Genomic DNA, 21,938 nt, shown 5'->3' with positions numbered 1-21,938 from the left:
GAGGTGAAAAATGCGTATCGAAATCGTTGTCGACGTGAAGACTACGCTGGGCGAAGGCCCGGTCTGGGATGTCGAGCAACAGCGCCTGTACTGGATCGATAGCTTCGACGGCCGTGTCCTGCGCTGCACGGACGACGGGCGCGAACTGCGCGCTTGGGAGGTCGGCCAGAAAATCGGTTCCATGGCCTTGCGCAAGCACGGTGACGCGGCGCTTGTGGCGCTGCAGACGGGCATCTATAACCTCGACCTGCCGAGCGGCGATCTGGAGCTGATCGTCGACCCTGAGCCCGGTTTGCCGAACAATCGGCTCAATGATGGCAAGGTCGATCGGCAGGGCCGGTTCATTGTGGGGTCGATGGACACGCAGGAAGATCAGGCCAGCGCGAAGCTGTATCGCCTCGATCCTGACCTGAGCCTGCACACACTGGATGAAGGCATTATCGTGTCCAACGGTCCTTGCTGGAGTCCGGGCGGGGACACCTTTTATTTCGCCGACACCTGGTCCGGGGAGATCTGGACCTACGATTACGACAACGCCAGCGGCGCAGTCGCCAACAGACGCACCTTTGCCAAGGTCGATACCTCAACGGGAGGCGCGGCGGATGGCTGCACCGTGGACGCCGAAGGCTGTCTGTGGCAAGCGCTGGTGTATGCCGGAAAACTGGTGCGTTACACCCCCGACGGCCAGATGGATCGCATCATCGACATGCCCGTGAAAAAAGTGACCAGTCTGACCTTTGGCGGCCCGAATCTGGACACACTGTTTGTCACCTCCATGGCCAAGCCGCCGTTGCCGCGCTTTCCTGACGATGGCCAGCAGCGCGGTGCCTTGTTCGCCATCACCGGGCTGGGCGTGAAAGGCATCGCCGAGCGGCGCTTTGCCAGTTGACCCTTCTACAGACCGAACCTGAACGTTAAGGACGACTGGACCCTTTCTCGCTGGGGCGTGTGTGGCACGCCTGGAGATTTCCCATGCCAAATAACAAGAATGCATCGCTGGGCAAGATTCATCGTTTTTCGTGGGTGTCGTTGCTGGTCTGCTGGATGATCTGGATTTTGAACGCCTATGACCGCGAGATCGTCTTGCGCCTGGGGCCGACGATTTCCAAGCATTTCGACCTGTCTGCAGACCAGTGGGGCACGGTGGCCACGGTTGTCATGCTGGCGCTGGCCGTTCTCGATATTCCCGGCTCCATCTGGAGTGATCGCTACGGCGGAGGGTGGAAGAGGGCGCGCTTTCAGGTGCCGTTGGTACTGGGTTATACCGCGCTGTCCTTTCTGTCGGGCTTCAAGGCATTGAGTGGCAGCCTCGCCAGTTTCATCGCCCTGCGGGTCGGGGTGAATCTGGGCGCTGGCTGGGGCGAGCCGGTCGGCGTCAGCAACACGGCCGAGTGGTGGCCAGTAGAACGTCGTGGTTTTGCCTTGGGCGCGCACCATACCGGTTACCCCATCGGCGCGATGCTCAGCGGCATTGTCGCCAGTTTCGTAATCAGCACCTACGGAGAGGAGAACTGGCGTTATGTGTTCTTCTTCGCCTTCGTGGTAGCACTGCCACTGATGATCTTCTGGGCACGCTACTCGACGGCCGAGCGCATCACCCAACTGTACGTGGACATCGCTGCCAAAGGCATGACCCCACCGGACAGCACGCCGTCGACCAATGTAAAAGGCCAGGTCTGGAAGTCGGTGAAGGCGACGCTGAGTAACCGCAATATCGCCCTGACTGCCGGTAACACCCTGCTTACGCAAGTGGTGTACATGGGCGTCAACATTGTCCTGCCGGCCTACCTGTACAACATCCTCAACCTGTCGCTGGCCGAGTCTGCGGGAATGAGCGTGGTGTTCACACTGACCGGCATCCTCGGGCAACTGATCTGGCCTTCACTGTCGGACATCATCGGTCGGCGCATCACCCTGATCATCTGTGGCATATGGATGGCGGTCAGTGTCGGGGCCTTTTACTTCGCCAACACCATCCTGATCGTCATCGCCGTACAGTTGCTTTTCGGCCTGGTCGCCAATGCCGTCTGGCCCATCTACTACGCGGTCGCCTCCGACTCGGCGCAACCTTCGGCGACCTCCACAGCCAACGGGATCATCACCACGGCGATGTTCATCGGCGGCGGCGTTGCCCCGGTACTGATGGGGACGCTGATTTCCATGGGCGGCGGCTGGACCAGCCTCAGCGGTTATACCGTGTGCTTTTTCGTCATGGCCGGTTGCGCGTTGGGCGGGGCGTTCCTGCAGCTGTTTTCTCACCGTCCCGAAGGATTGGCGGTGCAGGGGAGCGTGTGATGCCGGCATTCTGAAGAAAGTTGCCAGAGTGAGCAGAGTGTCCGATCTCCACCGTCAAGACGCTTGATGACGCGGGGGCCCCTGCGTTGCCGTGAGCGGCGACATCACTCTGGCACTAATTGGTCTGCTCTCATCTCGTTGCTCCAGCGTATTTCAAGCATTGAAAGCCCAGGCATGCATTCTGTAATGTGTTCAGTAGCAGAATCGTCGATTTGAATGAACTAACTACAGAAAGCCTAAACCCTGGAACAGTAAGGACACGTCATGGACTCGAACAATCTTCTGTACGGATTCTTCTTCGCCGGCACGGTGACCGGCTTGAGCATGCTGGCTTCACTCAGTCATGCCGATACGGCTTTTAACCCGGCTACTGCGTCTGTCCAGATGTTTCACTGGCGGTGGAATGATGTGGCCAAAGAATGTTCAAGCGCAATAGGGCCAATAGGTTATGGGGCGGTACAAATATCTCCGCCTCAGGCATCCAAGGTGGCGGGACACTGGTGGGATATTTATCAGCCGGTTAACTTTAACTCATTAGACAGCCGCATGGGGACGGAGTCAGAGTTAAAGGAAATGATCAGTGCCTGTCACGCTGCCGGGGTCAGGGTCTATGCAGATATCGTTATTAACCAGGTAGCGGGGGATTCGAGCGCAACCTTTAAAAGCACCGATGGTTCTGCATGGGATGCCCAGTCATTGGCCTACCCGCAGTTTAGCCAAAATGACTTCCATAGCCTCTGTTATATAGAGTCTGCTGATTATCAGAGTAATGCAGCGAAGGTAAGAGACTGCAGGCTCAACAACCTTCCTGACTTGAATCAGTCCAGCAGCTATGTACAGGGCGTGGCGGCGAATTACATGAAGAAGTTACTCTCGCTCGGGATCGATGGGTTTCGACTGGATGCTGCGAAACATCAAAATTCCGACGACATAAACAAGATTCTGGCGGCGGTAAAAACAGCCTATCCCACGACCGTTTCCGGAGAAAAAATCTGGGTCACGCAGGAGATAATCCCCGACGGCAGCTCCAGTCGCTCAGACTACTATAAGAACGGAACGGTGAATGAGTTCAATTACACCACAGCCCTTCTTAAAGCCTTTCGGCAAAAAGACGGATTTAACCTGGCCTCCATTCCGGCGATGATAGGGATATTCGGAAACTGGGGCGGGTCTTTTCGCCTGATGCCGCCAGAACGATCTACGGTGTTCGTTAATAACTGGGACACCGAGCGAAATCAAGACGCATCCTTGAATGCCAGCAATCAGTCGTATAACGACAGGTATAATTCCAAGCGCTATGACCTCGCGAATGTGTTCATGTTGGCATTGCCCTATGGTGAGGCTCAGGTTCACTCGGGATTCAATTTCAGTGACCCTGAAGCGGATGCCCCCGCAGCAAGCCCATTAGACGCAAGCGGCAATCCCAATAACAGCTCAGGGTGGGACTTCATACACCGTGCGAGTGCAATTGCGAGCATGGTCAAGTTTCGCAGTGCCACTGACGGGCAGGACGTGAATAACTGGGTTACGGGCTCTGGCAATCAGATCGCATTCAGTAGAGGCAATGTCGGGTTTGTTGCCCTGAACAACAGTGCCTCTGCATGGCTAAAGACGTTCAATACAGGGCTTCCAGAAGGGATTTATTGTGATGTCATCACAAAAAAACTCTCTACCCCCAACGAAATGTGCACTAATAAAATCGCCGTTGACGGGAAAGGGAATGCAAGCCTGACGGTGCCGGGTGATAGTGGAAGTGTTGTGCCGGCAATTGCCATTTATTCAGGTTCTAAACTCTAGCGAGACCGGGGTAGGCGTCATGGACGACGCTTATCCTGCTACTTGACTGCGCCTTCCTGACATCCCGGGCTAATGGCGCATCAGCGTGATCTCGCAAAGCGTCTCCTCCATTGCCGGGTCGCTCATCGAAAACCGGTTCTGCAGCAGATGGATGCGCAGCATGGTTTCCAACGGTTTCGGTCCACGCCTGCCGCCAGCTACCTGTTGTGGTGGGAGATGAGTCACTTCAGTACAGGGTAGGGTGGGCAGTGAGCGCAGATTTGATCGGTGAACCCTTAGGCTCTGTACGAAAAGTGGCTGCGCTCGGTGAGGCTGCGTTGAAAACGGGCTAGAGCGCGAGTCCGATCGGAATACTCATTGACAACACGCAGAGTCGAACGCGGCCCCGGCCGTTCCTCGCCTGTTTTTTGCCTTGCCTGACCTTCGCTCGCCGACTTTTCGTACTGACCCCAGGACACTAGTGTTTTCATTACTAATGAATGGCGCTAGTTGCGCTATTTCAGGTGTCGCAAACGGATAAGTTATGAATATGACAGACAATAATTTGACAGTCTATTCGTCAGACTTTTGGAGTTTTCGCTCTCCGAGACGTTTGAATGCCAACTGTAATTAAAAATTTTTATCCTTTAAGATCATATACTTAGACAGTTTTAGTGCTTTTAATCAGTGTCGAGGCAGTTGGGGCCACTAAAGTTACTGCGCAGGCGGGCGACATGAGTGATATCTCAATGACATCATTCGTATGAAGTGGGTTAAACCATTTTTGCAAGTGATAGCGCCCACCATGCAAGCCACGGAACGGCTATGTTCAGGATCGACATCATGTTCAGCAAACTCAGCATCTCGCAAAAGCTGTACTTCAGCTTTGCCGCGATCATCCTATTTATCGCCGTTCTGGTCGCGAGTGCTTACAGAGGCTTTGAGCAGGTCGAAGAGGCAACTAACAGCAATGTCCATACGTATCAGGTACTGAGCGAAGCACAACTAGCCCTTGAACAGCTGATCAATATCGAAACCGGGATGCGCGGCTTTGTCATTGCCTCAAAGGATGCGTTTCTGGAGCCATTGGTGGCGGGGGAGAAGCGCTTCATCGAAGAACTCGATTCGCTCAAGCGTCTGACAGCCGACAATGCGGAGCAACAGCGCCGCCTGGCCGCACTGGGTGACACCCAGAAGCGTTGGCTTGATGAAGATGTCAATCCGATCATCGCCCTGCGCCGCGAACTGACTGCAGGCAATATGCCTGATGATCAACTGGATGCACGCATCACCTCGGGGGCCGACAAGGCCAAGATGGACAGCATGCGTGCTCTGCTCGCTGAAATCAGCGGTACCGAGCAGAAATTGCTGGTTCAGCGCAGTCAGGAAATGGCGGACGCCAAGTATTTGGCGATCCTGATCCTGATGTGCGGCGGCCTGGCCGCGGCTGTTCTCGCGATGATCCTTGCCGCTGTATTGGGGCGCAGTACCACGGCGCGTTTGCAACTGGCCATTGATGCCGCAACGGCAATTGCCAATGGCAAGCTGGACACCGTGATCGATACCAGCAGCCACGACGAACTGCCGAAAGCCTTTGATCGTATGCAGAATCGCCTGCGCGAGATGATTCAACAGATCAGCCAGGCTGCCAATCAGCTGGTCGTTGCCGTACAACAGATTTCCGGTGCGTCCGAGCAACTGTCCGGTGCTATCCAGGAACAGTCGACGTCCGCCTCGGCGATGGCGGCCACGATCGAAGAGCTGACCGTCAGCATCCATCACGTTTCCGAAAACGCCGACGAGGCGCATGAACTCGCCAGTCGTTCAGGGCAACAGTCGAAGGACGGTGCGCAGGTCATCGAAAATACCCTGTCCAGCATGAATGGCATCGCCCGGACCGTGCAGCTTTCCTCTACTCAGGTCGCAGGCCTGGGTCAGCACTCCGAGCACATTTCATCGATCGTCAGCGTGATTCAGGGCATTGCCGACCAGACCAACCTGCTGGCCCTCAACGCTGCCATCGAAGCTGCTCGTGCCGGTGAACAAGGCCGTGGCTTTGCAGTGGTTGCCGACGAAGTGCGCCTGCTGGCGCAGAACACCGGCAAGTCCACCAAGGAAATCGCCGGGATGATCGAGAAAATTCAGGCGGGTGTACGGGAAACCGTCGAGAGCATGCGTAGCGGCGTTCAGGAAGTGAACGAAGGCGTCGAAATGGCGGGCACCGCCGGTCAAGCGATCATCGAGATTCGCGACAGTTCGGGCAAGGTTCTGCAAGTGGTCGACCAGATATCCTTCGCGCTGCGTGAGCAAACCGCAGCGAGCCAGGATGTCGCACGTAGCGTCGAGCGCTCCGCGCAAATGGCTGAACAGAACAACATATCGGTTCAGGAATTGCTCAAGACCAGCGGCGGCCTGAAGAACCTCGCTACCAGCCTGCAGACGGAAGTGGGAAAGTTTCGGCTTTAAGGTCTGAAGACACATCTCGTCAGCAGGATCACCCTGCTGAAACCCCCGGTATTAGTCGAAGCGCTGATACCGGTTTTTTTTGCATATTCAAAAAACGCGCCTAACCTTTGATGCGCTGGATGACGATCCCGAGCAGCGCATCGAAATTCATGCAATGAAATGGCAGCGCGGATTCTCTCAGGGCTGACGATTTTTTACGTCAATGCTGAGCCAGAATACTGTCCAGCAGACCCGGGAAACGGCTCTCAAGCATCTGTTTGCGAAGCGAGTTCATGTGCGTGGTGCCAACATTGCGCGTCTGTACAAGCCCGGCGTCGCGCAGCACGCGGAAGTGATGGGACATGCTGGATTTGGGGCGTCCGCCGTCCAGTTCGCCGCAGGTGGCCTCTGCAACGCCGGCCAGGCAGCGCACGATTCCCATGCGAACGGGATCACTCAAGGCATAGAGTACGCGTTCGAGTGTGAGGTCTTCAGGATCGGGGTGTTGGAAGGTTCGCATGGTGGGGATGATATCAAGGCTTCCGTTTATTGCCATAGTTCGATTACCATCGAACAACTGAAATCAAAAGTCATCTGGCCTACGGGAGCTTTCCAATGTCTGCATTGTTCGAACCCTTCAAACTGAAAGACGTCACGCTGCGCAACCGAATCGCCATTCCTCCGATGTGCCAGTACTCGGCAACCGAAGGTGTTATCAACGACTGGCACCACGTGCATCTGGCCAGCATGGCACGCGGTGGTGCGGGTCTGTTGGTGGTCGAAGCTACCGCCGTTGCGCCGGAAGGGCGTATTACCCCCGGTTGCACCGGTATCTGGAATGACGAACAGGCGCAGGCATTCGTGCCTGTCGTCAAAGCCATCAAGGCCGCAGGGTGCGTACCGGGTATTCAGATTGCTCACGCCGGTCGCAAGGCCAGCGCCAATCGTCCATGGGAAGGCGATGACCATATCGCGGCGTCCGATTCGCGCGGCTGGGACACCATCGCGCCGTCCGCCATCGCGTTCGGTGCCAACCTGCCGAAAGTCCCGCGCGCCATGACCCTGGACGATATCGCGCGTGTTCGCCAGAACTTCGTCGATGCTGCGCGTCGCGCACGCGATGCCGGCTTTGAATGGATCGAGCTGCATTTTGCCCACGGTTATCTGGGGCAGAGCTTCTTCTCCGAGCACTCCAACCAGCGCACCGATGAGTACGGCGGCAGCTTCGATAACCGTAGCCGTTTCCTGCTGGAAACCCTGGCTGCAGTGCGTGAAGTCTGGCCTGAGAACCTGCCGCTCACCGCGCGTTTTGGCGTGATCGAGTACGACGGTCGCGACGAGCAGACTCTGGCAGAGTCGATCGAACTGGCGCGCCGCTTCAAGGCTGGCGGGCTGGATCTGTTGAGCGTCAGCGTCGGTTTCAGCACCCCGGATGCCAACATTCCATGGGGTCCTGCGTTCATGGGGCCGATCGCCGAGCGTGTGCGTCGCGAAGCGGATATTGCAGTAACCAGCGCCTGGGGTTTTGGCGAGCCGAAGCTGGCTGAAGAGGCGGTCAAGTCAGGCCAGCTCGATCTGGTCTCGATTGGCCGTGCACATCTGGCCGATCCCCACTGGGCCTACTTCGCGGCGAAGGAGCTGGGCGTCGAAAAATCGGCCTGGACCTTGCCTGCACCTTACGCTCACTGGCTTGAACGTTATCGCTGAGTAAGCCTGATCTGAAAGGATGCATTCGTTGGTGGCGCCTACAGCGTATGCATCTTCTCGTCAGATGAAGTGGTGGGAGGCATTTGCCAACCACCACCCAGTGCTTTGAATACGGCGACCGCCGCCTGCGCGGATTCGACCTGGGCCTGCGCCTTGGCGTCAGCGACCTGCAGCATTTTCTCGTCGGCGCGCAGCACCTCGATCAAGCTGGCGGCACCTTTGCTATAGCTTGCGAATGACGATTGCCGGGCTGAAGCAAGTGCAGTTTCGCCTTTACCCAGCATTGCAGCTTGAGTTTCGCGACTGGCCAACGAAGAAAAAGCGTTTTCAACGTCCTCAGTGGCGCGCAAAACTGACTGTCGATAAGCCGCCAGAGCCTCTGCCTCTTGTCCTTTGGCTTGACTGATCCGGGCGTTCACCCGGCCGAAATCAAAAAGCCTCCAGCGAAGCCCCAAAATACCTGCTGACTGACTGGCACCACCGGTAAACAGATTGCCGCTCGACACGGCTGTGGCGCTGCCCAGCAATGCGCTGAGTGAGAGTTTGGGATAATACTCGCTGATCGCCACGCCGATACGCGCGTTCGACGCGGCGAGGCGCCGCTCGGCCACGATCAGATCAGGTCTGCGACGGAGGAGATCGGCTGGCGTTCCTGTCGACGTCAGCTCGGGTGCGTGTGGGATTCGACCCGTTTCAGCCAGAGAGCCCCGATGAGTGCCAGGCGGTACGCCCAGCATCACGTCAAGCGCGTTCATTGCAGCGTTGAGACCGGTTTGCAGAACCGGCACTGTTGCCTGCACCTGTAGAAGCTCAGCTTCGATCTGACGAACTTCATAGTCAGGGGACAGACCACGCTCATGGAGGAGCTGGACTTTTTCCAGCAGGTCTTGCCGGGTTTTAAGTTGTCGGTTCGTGATCGCCAGCCTGGCTTGCAGACCACGGATGTTGATGTAGGTATCGGCGGTCCGGGCTGCCACAGCGAGCCTGGCAGCCACGACACCTGCCTGCGAAGCTTGATATTCAGCCAGCGCAGCCTGTCGACTGCGTTTCAAACCGCCAAAAACGTCCAGTTCCCAGCTTGCGGTCAGATTGGCTTCATAAGAATTGCCGTAACGATCGTAGCCAGGTGCCGAGTTCAGGACCTGACCGAGTGGAGTCTCTACCGATTGATGAGCGCGAGCCGTCTGTGCATCGATGTTGCCCGACGGGAGCAGGGCTGCGGTCGCCGCATCTGCTCCGGCGCGTGCCTGAGCCAGTTGCGCGCTGGCTTGAGCGAGATCGAGATTCTGCGCCAGTGCGCGTGACACGAAGCTGCTCAGTAACGGATCATCAAAACCGTCCCACCACGCGGCACTGACCGGCGGATGCGCGGTAATATTCGCAGCGCCACGTGGCTGAGTCAGATAGCGGTCAGCCAGGGGCGCATCCGGGCGCTGGTAATCCGGACCCACGGCGCAGCCCGACAGCAGGCCGGTGCTCATGACCAGTACATAAGTACAAAGCGTGCGCATGGAAATTCCTTGAGATGATCAGGTCGTGACTATATTACGATTCGGTCACTTGTTGTCAATGAGTGTTCACATAGCTAAGCTGGAAACATGACTAATCAAATCAAGACATCGCCAACACGTGGTCCCTCCGACCACAGCGTTCGCGATCAGGTTGTCGAAGCGGCAACACAGCATTTCGGCCACTACGGCTATGAGAAAACCACGGTCTCCGATCTGGCCAAGGCCATCGGTTTTTCCAAGGCCTACATCTACAAGTTCTTCGACTCCAAGCAAGCCATCGGCGAAGTGATCTGCTCGAACCGGCTGGCGATGATCATGGCGCTGGTGAACTCGGCCATCAGCGACGCACCAACGGCCTCCGAAAGGCTGCGCCGCCTGTTCCGCTCGCTTGTGGAGGCCGGTAGCGATCTGTTTTTTCACGACCGGAAGCTGTATGACATAGCCGCTGTCGCAGGCCGTGATCAGTGGCCTTCTGCTGCCGCGCACGACGAACGTATTCGCCAGCTCATCCAGCAAATCCTTCTTGAGGGCAGGGAGTCCGGAGAGTTCGAGCGCAAGACACCTCTGGATGAGGCCGTTCAGGCCATTCACCTGGTCATGCGTCCGTACATCAACCCGGTGCAATTGCAATACAACCTCGACATCGTGTCGACGGCCCCGGTCCATCTGTCGGCGTTGATACTGCGAAGTCTGGCACCCTGAATTTGTGACCATTGACTAATTTGGTCACTTTACGGAGAATCGTTTCCCTGCTCACTTGATTTCAAGTAAGGGATCCCATGCTCCTGTCCAGACCCAACACTACCGTCTTGTTGTTATTGCCTCTCTTCCTGGCTGCGTGCAGCGAGTCATCCGGCGTGCGCGATCCACGTACCCAGCCGCCTCTGGTAAGGGCGGCCACCGTTGCAAATGCTGATCAAGCCTCCCGTTCATTCACCGGGGTTGTGGTCGCTCGGGTTCAGAGCGAACTGGGGTTTCGGGTTTCCGGGAAGGTGCTCGAGCGCCTGGTTGATACCGGCCAGACCGTCAAGCGCGGTGAGCCGCTGATGCGCCTGGATCCCGTTGACCTTGGTCTTCAGGCTCAGGCCCAACAGCAGGCGGTTGCCGCTGCTGTGGCGCGCGCCAGGCAGACCGCCGATGACGAAGCGCGCAACCGTGACCTGGTCGTCGCTGGTGCGATATCCGCTTCCGCTTACGACAGGATCAAATCCCTGGCCGACACCGCCAAGGCAGAACTGAACGCTGCACAAGCGCAGGCCAGCGTGGCACGTAACGCAAGCGGGTACGCCGTCTTACTGGCGGACGCCGACGGCGTGGTGGTCGACACTTTGGTCGAGCCTGGGCAGGTCGTCAGCGCAGGCCAGCCCGTGGTCAGGCTGGCAAAGGCCGGGCCACGCGAAGCCATTGTCCATCTGCCTGAAACCTTGCGGCCGGCGATGGGTGATCGGGCTGAGGCCAGACTGTATGGAAACAGTGCGCGCGTCATACCGGCAAGGTTGCGGCTGCTCTCTGACGCCGCAGACCCGCTGACGCGTACGTTTGAAGCCAGGTATGTGCTTGAGGGCTCAAACGTCAGTGCGCCTCTGGGGTCAACGGTGTCCCTCGATATTGCCGTTGGCAAGCCTGCCCGGCAGTCGCTGGCGATACCCATTGCCGCTCTGCATGACCCCGGTCGAGGCCCAGGTGTCTGGGTCATTGCAGGTACGCCTGCAAAAGTCACCTGGCGCGCCGTACAACTGCTGGGTGTGAGTGACGATTCGGCAAACGTGAGTGGTGGTCTCGAGGCCGGTGAACAGGTCGTGGCATTGGGCACGCATTTACTTCACGACGGTGAGCAAGTGCGCGTGCAGCAGGGTGGTATCACCGCTGAGGCGCAACCATGAATCCGGGACGCTTCAACCTATCTGCACTGGCCGTTCGCGAACGCTCCATCACGCTGTTTCTGATTATGTTGATCGGCGTGGCCGGTACGCTTTCATTTTTCAAACTGGGGCGTGCGGAAGACCCGCCTTTCACCGTCAAGCAAATGACCGTTATTTCAGCGTGGCCTGGCGCAACCGCTCAGGAGATGCAGGATCAGGTCGCCGAGCCGCTTGAAAAACGCATGCAGGAATTGAAGTGGTACGACCGTAGCGAGACCTACACCCGGCCGGGTCTGGCGTTCACTATGGTTTCATTCCTGGACAAGACCCCACCTTCTCAAGTGCAGGAAGAGTTTTATCAGGCGCGCAAGAAACTCAGTGATGCCGCGAAGTCCTTGCCCGCAGGGGTCATTGGTCCGATGGTCAATGATGAATTTTCGGATGTGACCTTTGCGCTGTTTGCGTTGAAAGCCAAAGGTGAGCCGCAGCGACTGCTGGTACGCGATGCCGAGTCACTGCGCCAGCGTCTGCTGCATGTGCCGGGCGTGAAGAAGATCAATATCATCGGCGAGCAAGCCGAACGAATTTTCGTGTCGTTCTCCCATGAGCGGCTGGCAACGTTGGGTATCGCTCCTCAGGACATTTTTTCGGCGCTCAACGACCAGAACGTCCTGACGCCTGCCGGTTCGATTGAAACCAGCGGACCGCAGGTGTTTCTGCGTCTTGACGGCGCCTTCGACACGCTTGAGAACATCCGCAACACGCCGATTGTGGCGCGGGGTAAAACGCTGAAGCTTCAGGATGTGGCGACAGTGGAGCGCGGCTATGAAGACCCCGCGACCTTTCTGGTCCGCAATCAGGGTGAGCCGGCCCTGTTGCTGGGCATCGTGATGCGCGACGGTTGGAACGGTCTGGACCTGGGCAAGGCGCTGGACGCAGAAACGGTCAGAATCAACCAAGGCATGCCATTGGGAATGACGCTTTCCAAGGTCACTGACCAGTCGGTGAACATCGGTTCGGCCGTTGACGAGTTCATGATCAAATTCTTCGTCGCCTTGCTTGTGGTGATGCTGGTGTGCTTTCTCAGCATGGGCTGGCGAGTCGGTGTGGTGGTCGCTGCAGCCGTACCGCTGACGCTGGCCATTGTCTTCGTCGTGATGGAAGCGACGGGCAAGAACTTCGATCGTATTACCCTGGGATCACTGATCCTGGCGCTGGGCCTGTTGGTGGACGACGCAATCATTGCCATCGAAATGATGGTGGTGAAGATGGAGGAGGGCTACGACCGGATCAAGGCGTCAGCCTATGCCTGGAGCCACACAGCGGCGCCCATGCTTGCCGGTACCCTGGTGACCGCTGTCGGCTTCATGCCCAATGGCTTTGCGCAGTCGACTGCCGGCGAGTACACCAGCAACATGTTCTGGATTGTCGGCATCGCCTTGATTGCCTCATGGATAGTTGCAGTGGTCTTCACACCTTATCTGGGGGTGAAGATGCTGCCGGGAATCAAGCCGGTTGAAGGCGGACACGCTGCCATCTACGACACGGCGCATTACAATCGTTTCAGACGGGCTCTGGCCCATGTCATTGCCAGGAAGTGGTGGGTGGCGGGTGCGGTGATCGCTGCATTTGTGGTGGCGATTCTCGGAATGGGGGCAGTCAAGAAACAATTCTTCCCGACCTCCGATCGCCCGGAAGTACTGATCGAAGTGCAGATGCCCTATGGCACGTCCATCGAGCAGACCAGCGCCACTACCGCCAAGGTCGAGGCGTGGCTGCACCAGCAGGATGCCGCGAAGATCGTCACGTCCTACATCGGCCAGGGCTCGCCACGCTTTTATCTGGCAATGGCGCCGGAGCTGCCCGACCCGTCGTTTGCAAAGATCGTTGTACTGACTGAAAGCCAGGAAGCACGTGAGGCGCTCAAGCTGCGGATTCGTCAGGCGGTTGCTGACGGGCTTGCACCTGAAGCCCGGGTCCGGGTCACACAGCTCGTGTTCGGTCCTTACTCACCGTTTCCCGTGGCGTATCGCGTGAGCGGGCCAGCCCCTGACACATTGCGCGAGATCGCCACGCGGGTCGAAACCGTGATGGCGGCGAGTCCGATGATGCGTACCGTTAACAGCGATTGGGGAACACGGGTGCCCACGCTGCATTTCTCTCTGGATCAGGACCGTTTGCAGGCCGTCGGGCTGACCTCGAGCGCAGTTGCCCGGCAATTGCAGTTCCTGCTCTCAGGTATCCCTGTCACGTCTGTCCGCGAAGATATCCGTTCAGTGGACGTGATGGGCAGGGCGGCAGGTGACATCCGCCTGGACCCTGCGAAGATCGAGGGTTTTACGCTGGTGGGGGCTGCCGGTCAGCGTATTCCTTTGTCGCAGGCCGGAGTGGTCGAAGTGCGCATGGAAGACCCGATTCTGCGCCGTAGAGATCGTGTGCCGACCATCACCGTGCGCGGTGATATTGCGCAAGATCTGCAACCGCCGGATGTCTCCGCCGGGATCATGAAAGCACTGCAGCCGATCATCGACAGTCTTCCGCAGGGCTATCGGATCGAGCAGGCCGGATCGATAGAGGAGTCGGCAAAGGCCACTGTGGCATTGGCGCCGCTGTTTCCGATCATGATTGCCGTCACCTTGCTGATCATCATCCTTCAAGTGCGTTCGATGTCGGCGATGATGATGGTGTTTTTCACCGCGCCGCTCGGGTTGATCGGTGTTGTACCGACACTGCTTCTGTTCAATCAGCCGTTCGGTATCAACGCCCTGGTCGGGCTGATCGCGCTGTCCGGCATTCTGATGCGCAATACCTTGATCCTGATCGGGCAAATCGACCATAACGAAAAGCAAGGGCTCGATCCGTTTCATGCGGTGGTTGAAGCGACCGTACAGCGCGCACGCCCGGTGCTGCTCACGGCACTGGCGGCGATCCTGGCGTTCATTCCTCTGACCCATTCGGTGTTCTGGGGCACGCTTGCCTACACGCTGATCGGAGGCACTCTCGGCGGGACTGTCATGACGCTGGTCTTCCTGCCAGCGATGTATTCGATCTGGTTCAAAATCCGTCCGGACAGAGGATCGCTACCCCGAAATTCCAGCAGTCATGCCTCAACTGGCACAGAGATGAAGAGAATCTGATCATGAATCAATATGGCCAAAAGCGGATTGTCGTAACGGGTTGCGGCATAGTCAGTCCCTTGGGATGCGGAGTCGAAAAGGTCTGGCACAGATTGTTGGGTGGCCGCTCGGGCATTGGCTTGCTGCCGGGCAGCGTCAGTGATGGCACCGGTGTTTCAGTCGCAGGTCAGGTGCCGACCCTTGGAGAAGACCCGGTTGCCGGGTACGCCCCGGACAGCGTGATCCCGATGAAGGAGCGCAAGAAAATGGACCGCTTCATCGAGTTCGCACTCGTTGCTGCTCATGAAGCGCTCGCGCAGGCGGGTTGGCATCCTGACTCTGAAGTGCAACAACAGCGCACGGCGACCGTCATTGCTTCGGGGGTTGGCGGTTTTGGTGCCATTGCCGACGCTGTGCGTGTCACGGATACCCGTGGACCTCGAAGGCTGTCGCCATTCACTGCTCCTTCCTTTCTGGCGAACATGGCGGCTGGACAGATTTCCATCCGTTATGGTTTCAAAGGGCCGCTGGGCGCCCCCGTGACTGCCTGTGCAGCCGGCGTGCAAGCCATTGGCGACGCAGCGCGGTTGATCAGAAGCGGTGAGGCCGACATTGCAATCTGCGGTGGTGCCGAGGCCGCCATCGATCGCGTCACCCTGGGATGCTTTGCTGCGGCCCGTGCGCTTTCCACGAGCTTTGCGGGTCGACCGCAAGAGGCTTCACGCCCGTTTGACCGGGACCGTGACGGTTTCGTCATGGCTGAAGGCGCGGGCTTGCTGGTCATTGAATCACTGGAGCATGCCCTGGCGCGGGGCGCGACGCCGCTTGCGGAGCTGACTGGCTATGGCACCAGTGCGGATGCCTATCACCTGACGGCCGGGCCGGAAGACGGTCGCGGTGCGCGCAGGGCCATGGAGCAGGCACTGCATCAAGGTGGCACTAGGGCCGATGAGGTGCAGCATATCAATGCTCACGCCACTTCCACACCTGTCGGTGACAAGGGGGAACTGGCTGCTATTCGCTCATTGGTCGGCACTCGATCAGGCGTTGCCATCAGCTCGACGAAATCGGCCACCGGACATTTGCTGGGCGCTGCCGGCGGAATCGAAGCAGTGTTCACAGTGCTGGCACTAAGAGATCAAATCGTGCCACCCACATTGAACCTCACGCACCCGGACGAGGCTGCTGAAGGGCTTGACCTGGTGGCCATGGTCGCCCGAGAGACCCCAATCGTTCATGCCCTTTCAAACGGCTTCGGATTTGGCGGGGTCAATGCCAGCGTTCTCTTTCGGCGCTGGGAAGGCAAGTTGTAAGTCGTTTGAGCCTGGAAAGTGCTCTGCAACGGCCTGGCTGCTCACTTGCGCCGCACCCGCGGCGCAAGTCCTGTCAATTGCTGCCGAACGCACGCCCAGGCCAGATGCAGCGCATTACGCAACGCCACTGCATCGGCGCTCATCACGCGTACGGACACGCCGCAATCGTTCGGCAGTGCGCTGACGCCCTGGTAGCTATCGGCAACGTCCCGTAACGTTTCGCGCAACGTCCGTTTCAAATCCTCTATCGGCAAACCCTGACCCACCAGCATGAACGTTGCCAAGGCTTGCCGTTGTCCGCTCACGCCGGGCAGTCGGCGTTGCAGGTCTGCGCCGGTAATTGCCAGCCGGTCACCGGCCAACAGTTTTCCGGCCGGGCTGTAGACCTGCAGGTCGGCGCGGTAAAAGTCGGGCAGTCCCTCGCTGCCGTGAGGTGTATGCAGGCAGAATGCGTCGCACAGCAGCACTCTTGCACCGGGGTGCAACGTTACGTTTACCTGGCTATGCAGTCGCGTCTGTGGAAACAGAATGGTGGCCATCGGCAGGTACTCCAGCAGCGCATCGGCTTCGGCGACCAGTGTCACGGTCTGCCGCGCCGACTGCTCGAGCATGCTGTGCGCGACCGTCGCAGCGCCGGTGCTGACGTGCACTTGGGTGCCTGGTCCTGCGTGCAGATGCAGGTGCAGTTGTTCCCCGGCGAACAGGCCTCCCGAACACGATTGCAGGTAGACCGCCGCCATGCCGGGCGGGTCTTGTGGCAGGGTCAGGGTACGTCCCAGATGGAAGGGGTAGCCGACTTCCTGACGAGACACATAACTGGCCCCGGAAGGCGCTTTGCTGAAGGCAATATGTGCCGTGCGTTTCGTCTGTGCGGGCAGTGACGATTGATGGGCGTTCATGTGCGGTCGAACAACACGGCACGGCTTATCGCATCCACCACCGCGTCGACGCCTTCGCCGGTGTTGCAGTTGGTAAACAGCACCGGCTGGCCGTTGCGCGCTTGCGCTGACTCGCGCCGCATGCGCGGCAGGTCGACGCCCACATAGGGTGCCAGGTCGTATTTATTGACCACCAGCAGGTCGCAGCTCAAAACGCCGGGGCCGCGTTTGCGCGGGATATCGTCGCCGCCTGCGACATCGATGACGAAAATCCAGTAGTCCACCAGATCCAGCGAAAAGGTCGAGGCCAGGTTGTCGCCGCCCGATTCGATCAGCACCAGATCAAGATTACCGAAGCGCGCTTCCAGCTCATCGGCCATTTGCAGGTTGAGGGTCGGGTCTTCACGAATGGCGGTGTGCGGGCAGGCACCGGTTTCCACCGCACGAACCCGCTGCGGGTCGATCAGCCCGCTGCGCTGCACACGCTCGGCATCTTCACGGGTCGCAAGGTCATTGGTGATGATCGCCAGCTCGGTACCACGCGCGATGAAGCGCGGAATCAATTGTTCCAGCAGGCGGGTTTTGCCCGAGCCCACCGGGCCGCCGATGCCCACGCGAGCAGCGCCGGGATGGGGGTGGGCATCGGTGTGCGGGGCAGATGCGTTCAAGGGCAGGCTCATTGTCGGGTTTCCTCTGCGGGGTGGGTTTCAACGCAGCATGTAGCGCTGCGCAAGTGGCACTTCGCTGACCGGCTCGCAGTGCAGGCGCTCGCCGTCGGCGTACACATCGAAAGTCTGCGGATCGACGCGGATGTCCGGGCAGGCATCGTTGTGCAGCATGTCGGACTTGCGCAGGGTGCGAGTGCCGAACGCGGGCAGCAGTTGCTTTTTGAGCCCCAGCCGCGTGGCGGTGTCGGCCTCGACCGCAAGACGGTTGACGAAGTTGACCGACAGGGCCTGTTTCGCCTCGCCAAACGCGCCCCATTGCGGGCGCATCACCAAGGGTTCGCAGGTGTACAGCGAGGCGGCGGAATCACCCATTACGGCGTGCACGATGAAGCCACCCTTGACCACCAGTTCCGGCTTGATGCCGAAGAAGGCCGGCCGCCAGAGCACCAGATCGGCCAGCTTGCCGGGCTCCAGAGAGCCGATGTAGCTGTCGATGCCGAATACCCGCGCGGCATTGATGGTGTATTTGGCGATGTAGCGCTTGATCCGTTCGTTGTCGCCCAGTGCCGTGGTTTCTTCCGGCAGGCGACCGCGCTGGTCTTTCATTTTTGACGCCAGTTGCCAGGTCCGGCAGATCACCTCATTGATACGGCCCATGCCCTGACTGTCGGAGCCCAGGATCGAAATGGCGCCGGTGTCGTGCAGGATGTCCTCGGCGGCAATGGTCTGCGGGCGCACCCGCGATTCGGCGAACGCCACGTCTTCCGGCACATCCGGATTGAGGTGGTGACAGACCATGATCATGTCCAGGTGCTCGTCGAATGTATTCACGGTGTAGGGGTTGGTCGGGTTGGTCGAGGAGGGGATGCAGTTGCTTTTGCCGGCGACGCTGATGATGTCCGGCGCATGCCCGCCACCTGCACCTTCGGTGTGGTACATGTGGATGGTGCGGTCGCCGATGGCCGCCAGCGTGTCTTCGAGAAACCCGGATTCATTGAGCGTGTCGGTGTGCAACTGCACCTGAAAGTCGTATTCGTCGGCGACTTTCAGGCAGGTATCAATCACCGCGGGCATGGCGCCCCAGTCCTCATGGATCTTCAGCCCCAGACAACCGCCACGCAGTTGCCCGAGTAGCGATTCGGGCTTGCTGGAATTGCCGCGTCCCAGAAAACCGAAGTTGATCGGCCAGGCCTCGGCGGCTTGCAGCATCTTGCCGACGTTCCATTCCCCGCCACAATCGATGCCGACCGTGATCGGCCCCAGCGAGCCGCCGATCAGTGTGGTCAGGCCTGCCGCCAGCGCGTGATCGCAGAGTTGCGCAGAGTCGAAATGCACGTGCACGTCGATGCCGCCGGGGGTGACGATCAGGCCCTCGGCATCGCGTACGGTCGTGGCGACGCCGCAGATCAGTTGCGGGTGTACGCCGTCCATGATCTGCGGGTTGCCGGCCTTGCCAATGGCCACGATCTTGCCGTCCTTGATACCGATGTCGCCTTTGACGATGCCGATCACCGGGTCGATGATCAGCGCGTTGCAGATCAGCATATCGAGGGCGCCGTCAACGCTGTCATGCCCGGGCATCAGGCCCATGCCGTCACGCAGCGTCTTGCCACCGCCGTGCAGGCACTCATCACCGGGTACCGAGTGGTCGAACTCGACTTCGGCCAGCAGCGAGGTGTCGCCCAGGCGCACGGCATCGCCAGTCGTGGGGCCGTACATGGCGGCGTATTCCTTGCGCGTCATCGTTGCCATGCCTCAGGCTCCTTTGAAGAATTGGGCGCGGGCACGCTCCAGCGCTGCGAGCTTGCAGGCCGGATCGTGCAGGTTGCCATTGGTCAGGCCACTGAAGCCGTGGATGTCGCCAGTTCCGCCAAACTGCACCAGTTGCACTTCGCGCAGCTCGCCGGGTTCGAAGCGCACGGCCGTGCCTGCGGGAATATCCAGGTGCATGCCGAAGGCACGTTCACGCGGGAAATCCAGCGCCTTGTTGACCTCGAAAAAGTGATAGTGACTGCCGATCTGCACTGGCCGGTCGCCGGTATTGATCGCGCGCAGGGTGGCGGTCGGTCGGTCGCCGTTCAGGTGGATATCGCCGTCAGGTGCAAGAATCTCCCCCGGTGTGGGCATGACTGCCAGCGGCAGTTGGCCCGGGCGGATTGGTTGATGCACAGTGACCAGTTTGGTGCCGTCCGGAAACGTGCCCTCGACCTGCAGCACCGGCAGCAGGTCGGCGACCCCTGGCATCACGTCATCGGTGTTGAGGATCGTTGAGCCGAAACCGATCAGCTCGGCGACGCTGCGACCTTCACGCGCGCCTTCGAGGATTTCGTCGGCGATCAGTGCTGAGGCCTCCGGGAAGTTCAGGCGCAGGCCCTTGCTGCGGCGTTTGCGTGACAGTTCGGCGGCGGTGTACAGCGTGAGTCGTTCAAGTTCGGTAGGGGTCAGCAACATGAGGGGGCTCCAGAGCTGTCAGTAGAAGGCCGGTCAATTGGCAAACAGGCGCAGGTCCTGGGTTTCGTGGCGCATCACGGCGATTTCTCCCATGGGTGTGAAGCCGCACGCGTCGTCCGGCTCAGGCGGCTCCTGCGCCAGCAGCTCGGTGATCAGCGGTTGAATATCGGTCAGCACCCGTTGCGCATCGATGTGGCCCATGACCCCGAGGCGCACCGCGGCGCTGACCAGTCCGGTACACAAAGCGTGCGCGGCAGCCAGTTGGCAGTGATCGCGGTGCATGCCCAGGTGGTTCCAGAGCAGGCCCTGCACCACGGGCAGATGGCCCGGTGTGTGACCTGCCAGAATCTGCTGCTGATAAGACGCCGCGCCCGATGTGCCCAGCGCGACATGCACGCCCAGCAATGCCTGGCCGACACGTCGTGAGCCCTGACGCAGTTCCTCGGCCAGGGTCAGCGCTTCGATCCGGGCGTCCAGAGCCATCAACGCCGGCTGGTCATCGGCCGCGTGCCAGGCGGCGAGCAGAAACACTCGATCAAAACTGTTCCAGCGATGGCGCAACTGGCCCTCGACGAAGCCATGCACTTCGGCACTGCGGCTATGGCGAAGCGTTCGTTGCCGGCGTCGTGGCGGGACGATTTCGCCGTGGCCGAGGTGCCCGTCAGCGACCAGCGTTTCCAGACCCCACGACCACGCCACTGCGCCGCCGGGGAAGAAACTGTCGGCCTGTTGCAGCGCCAGCAACAGGCTGCTCGAGGCATTCATGCGCGCTGCACCCGGCCGTCCGCGAGCATGGGCGCCAGACGCTCGAGGTAGTCAGCTTCCGGGCCGTTGAGCAGGATCTGCAAGGTGTCTCCGGCAAAGCGCACCGCCCAGTGCATGTTGCCGGCGAAATAACCCAGTTCCAGCGCGGCGGCCGCGTCGCGCGGCTGCAGGTCGAGGTATTGCTGATCCTGCATTTGCACGACGATGGCGCGTTGACTGTCGAGCATCAGCACCGAGCCGTTGCGCAGGTGTTGGTGACGTTCCAGGCGGATCGCGCAGTCGGTGCCGCGGTCGCTGGCCAGGCGCAGGCGATGACGCTGGATGTCACTGCCGGACAGGCTCAGGGTTTCCACCTGACCGGCGTGGCTCAGGTCATGCAAACGGTCGGCGAGGGCAGGGTCGCTGGCCTGGCCGAGAATGCGGTCGAGTATCAGCATGGCGATGGCTCCTGTGCGTTGTTCAGATTGTCAGGTAGCGCAGGATGCGCTCGCGGTCGACGGTTTCGCGGACTTCGCTGTGCACGAATTCGCCTTTTTCGATGATCAGGTAGCGGTCCGCCACCGCCATGGCGAACGACAGCACCTGCTCGGAAACAATCAGCGAAAACCCGCGTTCCTTTTTCAGCAGGTTGAGGGCTTTGGCGATGTCCTTGATGATCGAAGGCTGGATGCCTTCGGTGGGCTCATCGAGGATCAACACCTTGGGGTTGGAGACCAGCGCGCGGGCGATGGCCAACTGTTGCTGCTGGCCGCCGGACAGGTTGCCGCCCTTGCGTCGGCGCATGTCGAACAGCACCGGGAAGTATTCGAAGATGTAGTCGGGAATCGGTGCAGCGGGCGCGCCCTGCATGCCGGTCAGAATGTTTTCCTCGACGCTCAGGTAGGGAAAGATCATCCGCCCCTGAGGCACGAAGCCAACTCCGGCGGCGACCCGCTCGTAGCTCTTGCTGCCGGTCAGTTCCTGCCCGGCCAGGGTGATGCTGCCGCTGCGCATCGGCAGCATGCCGACCAGGCTTCTGAGCAGGGTGGTCTTGCCCATGCCGTTGCGGCCCATGACCGCGAGTGACTCGCCTGCCGCCAGCTCCAGGCTGAGGTCACGCAACACGTGACTGTCGCCGTAATACACATTGAGGTGAGAGACATTCAGCATGT

General features: G+C 59.5%; 18 protein-coding genes and 1 pseudogene. 9 read left to right on the top strand and 10 right to left on the bottom strand.

Annotated features, from left to right (window positions below; all coding sequences use genetic code 11):
- The first annotated feature begins 10 nt into the window (after positions 1–10).
- The 3 genes from KBY08_RS22120 to KBY08_RS22110 all read left to right on the top strand — a co-directional run bounded on the left by KBY08_RS22120 (position 11) and on the right by KBY08_RS22110 (position 4,092).
- The gene (locus KBY08_RS22120) at positions 11–889 is read left to right on the top strand and encodes an SMP-30/gluconolactonase/LRE family protein (protein ID WP_024652275.1); all 879 of its coding nucleotides are present in this window, start codon (positions 11–13) and stop codon (positions 887–889) included.
- A gap of 83 nt (positions 890–972) precedes the next feature.
- Entirely contained in the window at positions 973–2,295 is a 1,323-nt protein-coding gene (locus tag KBY08_RS22115; RefSeq protein ID WP_111522594.1) for an MFS transporter, read from the top strand.
- Positions 2,296–2,559: 264 nt separating this feature from the next.
- On the top strand, positions 2,560–4,092 hold the full coding sequence (locus tag KBY08_RS22110; protein WP_003407356.1) for an alpha-amylase: 1,533 nt from the start codon (positions 2,560–2,562) through the stop codon (positions 4,090–4,092).
- Positions 4,093–4,167: 75 nt separating this feature from the next.
- Here the strand turns inward: KBY08_RS22110 and KBY08_RS22105 are convergent.
- Positions 4,168–4,284: pseudogene (locus tag KBY08_RS22105) on the bottom strand (transposase); the annotation flags it as partial.
- A gap of 630 nt (positions 4,285–4,914) precedes the next feature.
- On the opposite strand from KBY08_RS22105, the gene KBY08_RS22100 reads away from it, so the two are divergent.
- Positions 4,915–6,537, top strand: a complete 1,623-nt coding sequence (locus KBY08_RS22100; RefSeq protein WP_111522618.1) for a methyl-accepting chemotaxis protein — start codon at positions 4,915–4,917, stop codon at positions 6,535–6,537.
- Positions 6,538–6,736: 199 nt separating this feature from the next.
- Here the strand turns inward: KBY08_RS22100 and KBY08_RS22095 are convergent, their stop codons facing one another.
- A complete protein-coding gene (locus tag KBY08_RS22095; protein ID WP_011267489.1) occupies positions 6,737–7,072 on the bottom strand; it encodes an ArsR/SmtB family transcription factor in 336 nt (111 codons plus the stop codon).
- A 59-nt stretch (positions 7,073–7,131) separates the two neighbouring features.
- Between KBY08_RS22095 and KBY08_RS22090 the strand changes: the two genes are divergently transcribed.
- Positions 7,132–8,223, top strand: a complete 1,092-nt coding sequence (locus KBY08_RS22090; RefSeq protein ID WP_024638478.1) for an NADH:flavin oxidoreductase/NADH oxidase — start codon at positions 7,132–7,134, stop codon at positions 8,221–8,223.
- A 38-nt stretch (positions 8,224–8,261) separates the two neighbouring features.
- Here the strand turns inward: KBY08_RS22090 and KBY08_RS22085 are convergent, their stop codons facing one another.
- On the bottom strand, positions 8,262–9,734 hold the full coding sequence (locus KBY08_RS22085; protein ID WP_111522595.1) for an efflux transporter outer membrane subunit: 1,473 nt from the start codon (positions 9,732–9,734) through the stop codon (positions 8,262–8,264).
- Between the two features lie 87 nt (positions 9,735–9,821).
- Between KBY08_RS22085 and KBY08_RS22080 the strand changes: the two genes are divergently transcribed.
- The 4 genes from KBY08_RS22080 to fabF all read left to right on the top strand — a co-directional run bounded on the left by KBY08_RS22080 (position 9,822) and on the right by fabF (position 16,025).
- Entirely contained in the window at positions 9,822–10,436 is a 615-nt protein-coding gene (locus KBY08_RS22080; RefSeq protein WP_024660714.1) for a TetR/AcrR family transcriptional regulator, read from the top strand.
- 77 nt (positions 10,437–10,513) lie between these two features.
- Positions 10,514–11,617: an efflux RND transporter periplasmic adaptor subunit gene (locus KBY08_RS22075; protein WP_111522596.1), complete on the top strand. Its 1,104-nt coding sequence runs from the start codon at positions 10,514–10,516 to the stop codon at positions 11,615–11,617.
- Positions 11,614–14,733 carry an efflux RND transporter permease subunit gene (locus tag KBY08_RS22070; protein ID WP_111522597.1) on the top strand — a complete coding sequence of 1,040 codons (3,120 nt, stop codon included), beginning with the start codon at positions 11,614–11,616 and terminating at the stop codon, positions 14,731–14,733. Before KBY08_RS22075 ends, KBY08_RS22070 begins: the two co-directional genes overlap by 4 nt.
- A 2-nt stretch (positions 14,734–14,735) precedes the next feature.
- Complete coding sequence (gene fabF, locus KBY08_RS22065; protein ID WP_032626194.1) at positions 14,736–16,025, top strand: beta-ketoacyl-ACP synthase II; 1,290 nt, start codon at positions 14,736–14,738, stop codon at positions 16,023–16,025.
- 41 nt (positions 16,026–16,066) lie between these two features.
- Here the strand turns inward: fabF and KBY08_RS22060 are convergent, their stop codons facing one another.
- From KBY08_RS22060 to urtE, 7 genes are read right to left on the bottom strand one after another with little or no spacing between them, the layout of a single operon-like run.
- Positions 16,067–16,924 (bottom strand): urease accessory protein UreD, encoded by an 858-nt coding sequence (locus KBY08_RS22060; RefSeq protein WP_011267495.1) that lies wholly within the window; start codon positions 16,922–16,924, stop codon positions 16,067–16,069.
- The gene (ureG, locus tag KBY08_RS22055; RefSeq protein ID WP_003407338.1) at positions 16,921–17,583 is read right to left on the bottom strand and encodes an urease accessory protein UreG; all 663 of its coding nucleotides are present in this window, start codon (positions 17,581–17,583) and stop codon (positions 16,921–16,923) included. The genes KBY08_RS22060 and ureG overlap by 4 nt, the downstream gene beginning before the upstream one ends.
- 27 nt (positions 17,584–17,610) lie before the next feature.
- Positions 17,611–19,323: an urease subunit alpha gene (gene ureC, locus KBY08_RS22050; RefSeq protein WP_011267497.1), complete on the bottom strand. Its 1,713-nt coding sequence runs from the start codon at positions 19,321–19,323 to the stop codon at positions 17,611–17,613.
- 3 nt (positions 19,324–19,326) lie between these two features.
- Positions 19,327–20,022: an urease subunit beta gene (locus KBY08_RS22045; protein WP_011267498.1), complete on the bottom strand. Its 696-nt coding sequence runs from the start codon at positions 20,020–20,022 to the stop codon at positions 19,327–19,329.
- Positions 20,023–20,055: 33 nt separating this feature from the next.
- The gene (locus KBY08_RS22040; RefSeq protein ID WP_024642896.1) at positions 20,056–20,787 is read right to left on the bottom strand and encodes an urease accessory protein UreF; all 732 of its coding nucleotides are present in this window, start codon (positions 20,785–20,787) and stop codon (positions 20,056–20,058) included.
- Complete coding sequence (ureE, locus tag KBY08_RS22035) at positions 20,784–21,224, bottom strand: urease accessory protein UreE (RefSeq protein WP_024660718.1); 441 nt, start codon at positions 21,222–21,224, stop codon at positions 20,784–20,786. Before ureE ends, KBY08_RS22040 begins: the two co-directional genes overlap by 4 nt.
- A 22-nt stretch (positions 21,225–21,246) precedes the next feature.
- The gene (gene urtE, locus KBY08_RS22030) at positions 21,247–21,936 is read right to left on the bottom strand and encodes an urea ABC transporter ATP-binding subunit UrtE (RefSeq protein WP_011267501.1); all 690 of its coding nucleotides are present in this window, start codon (positions 21,934–21,936) and stop codon (positions 21,247–21,249) included.
- Between the last annotated feature and the right edge of the window lie 2 nt (positions 21,937–21,938).

It is taken from the genome of Pseudomonas sp. P135 (assembly GCF_020312125.1).
GTDB lineage: Bacteria > Pseudomonadota > Gammaproteobacteria > Pseudomonadales > Pseudomonadaceae > Aquipseudomonas > Aquipseudomonas fragariae.
Note: the sequence above shows the minus strand (reverse complement) of the source record. Positions and strands in the feature narration are given on the sequence as shown.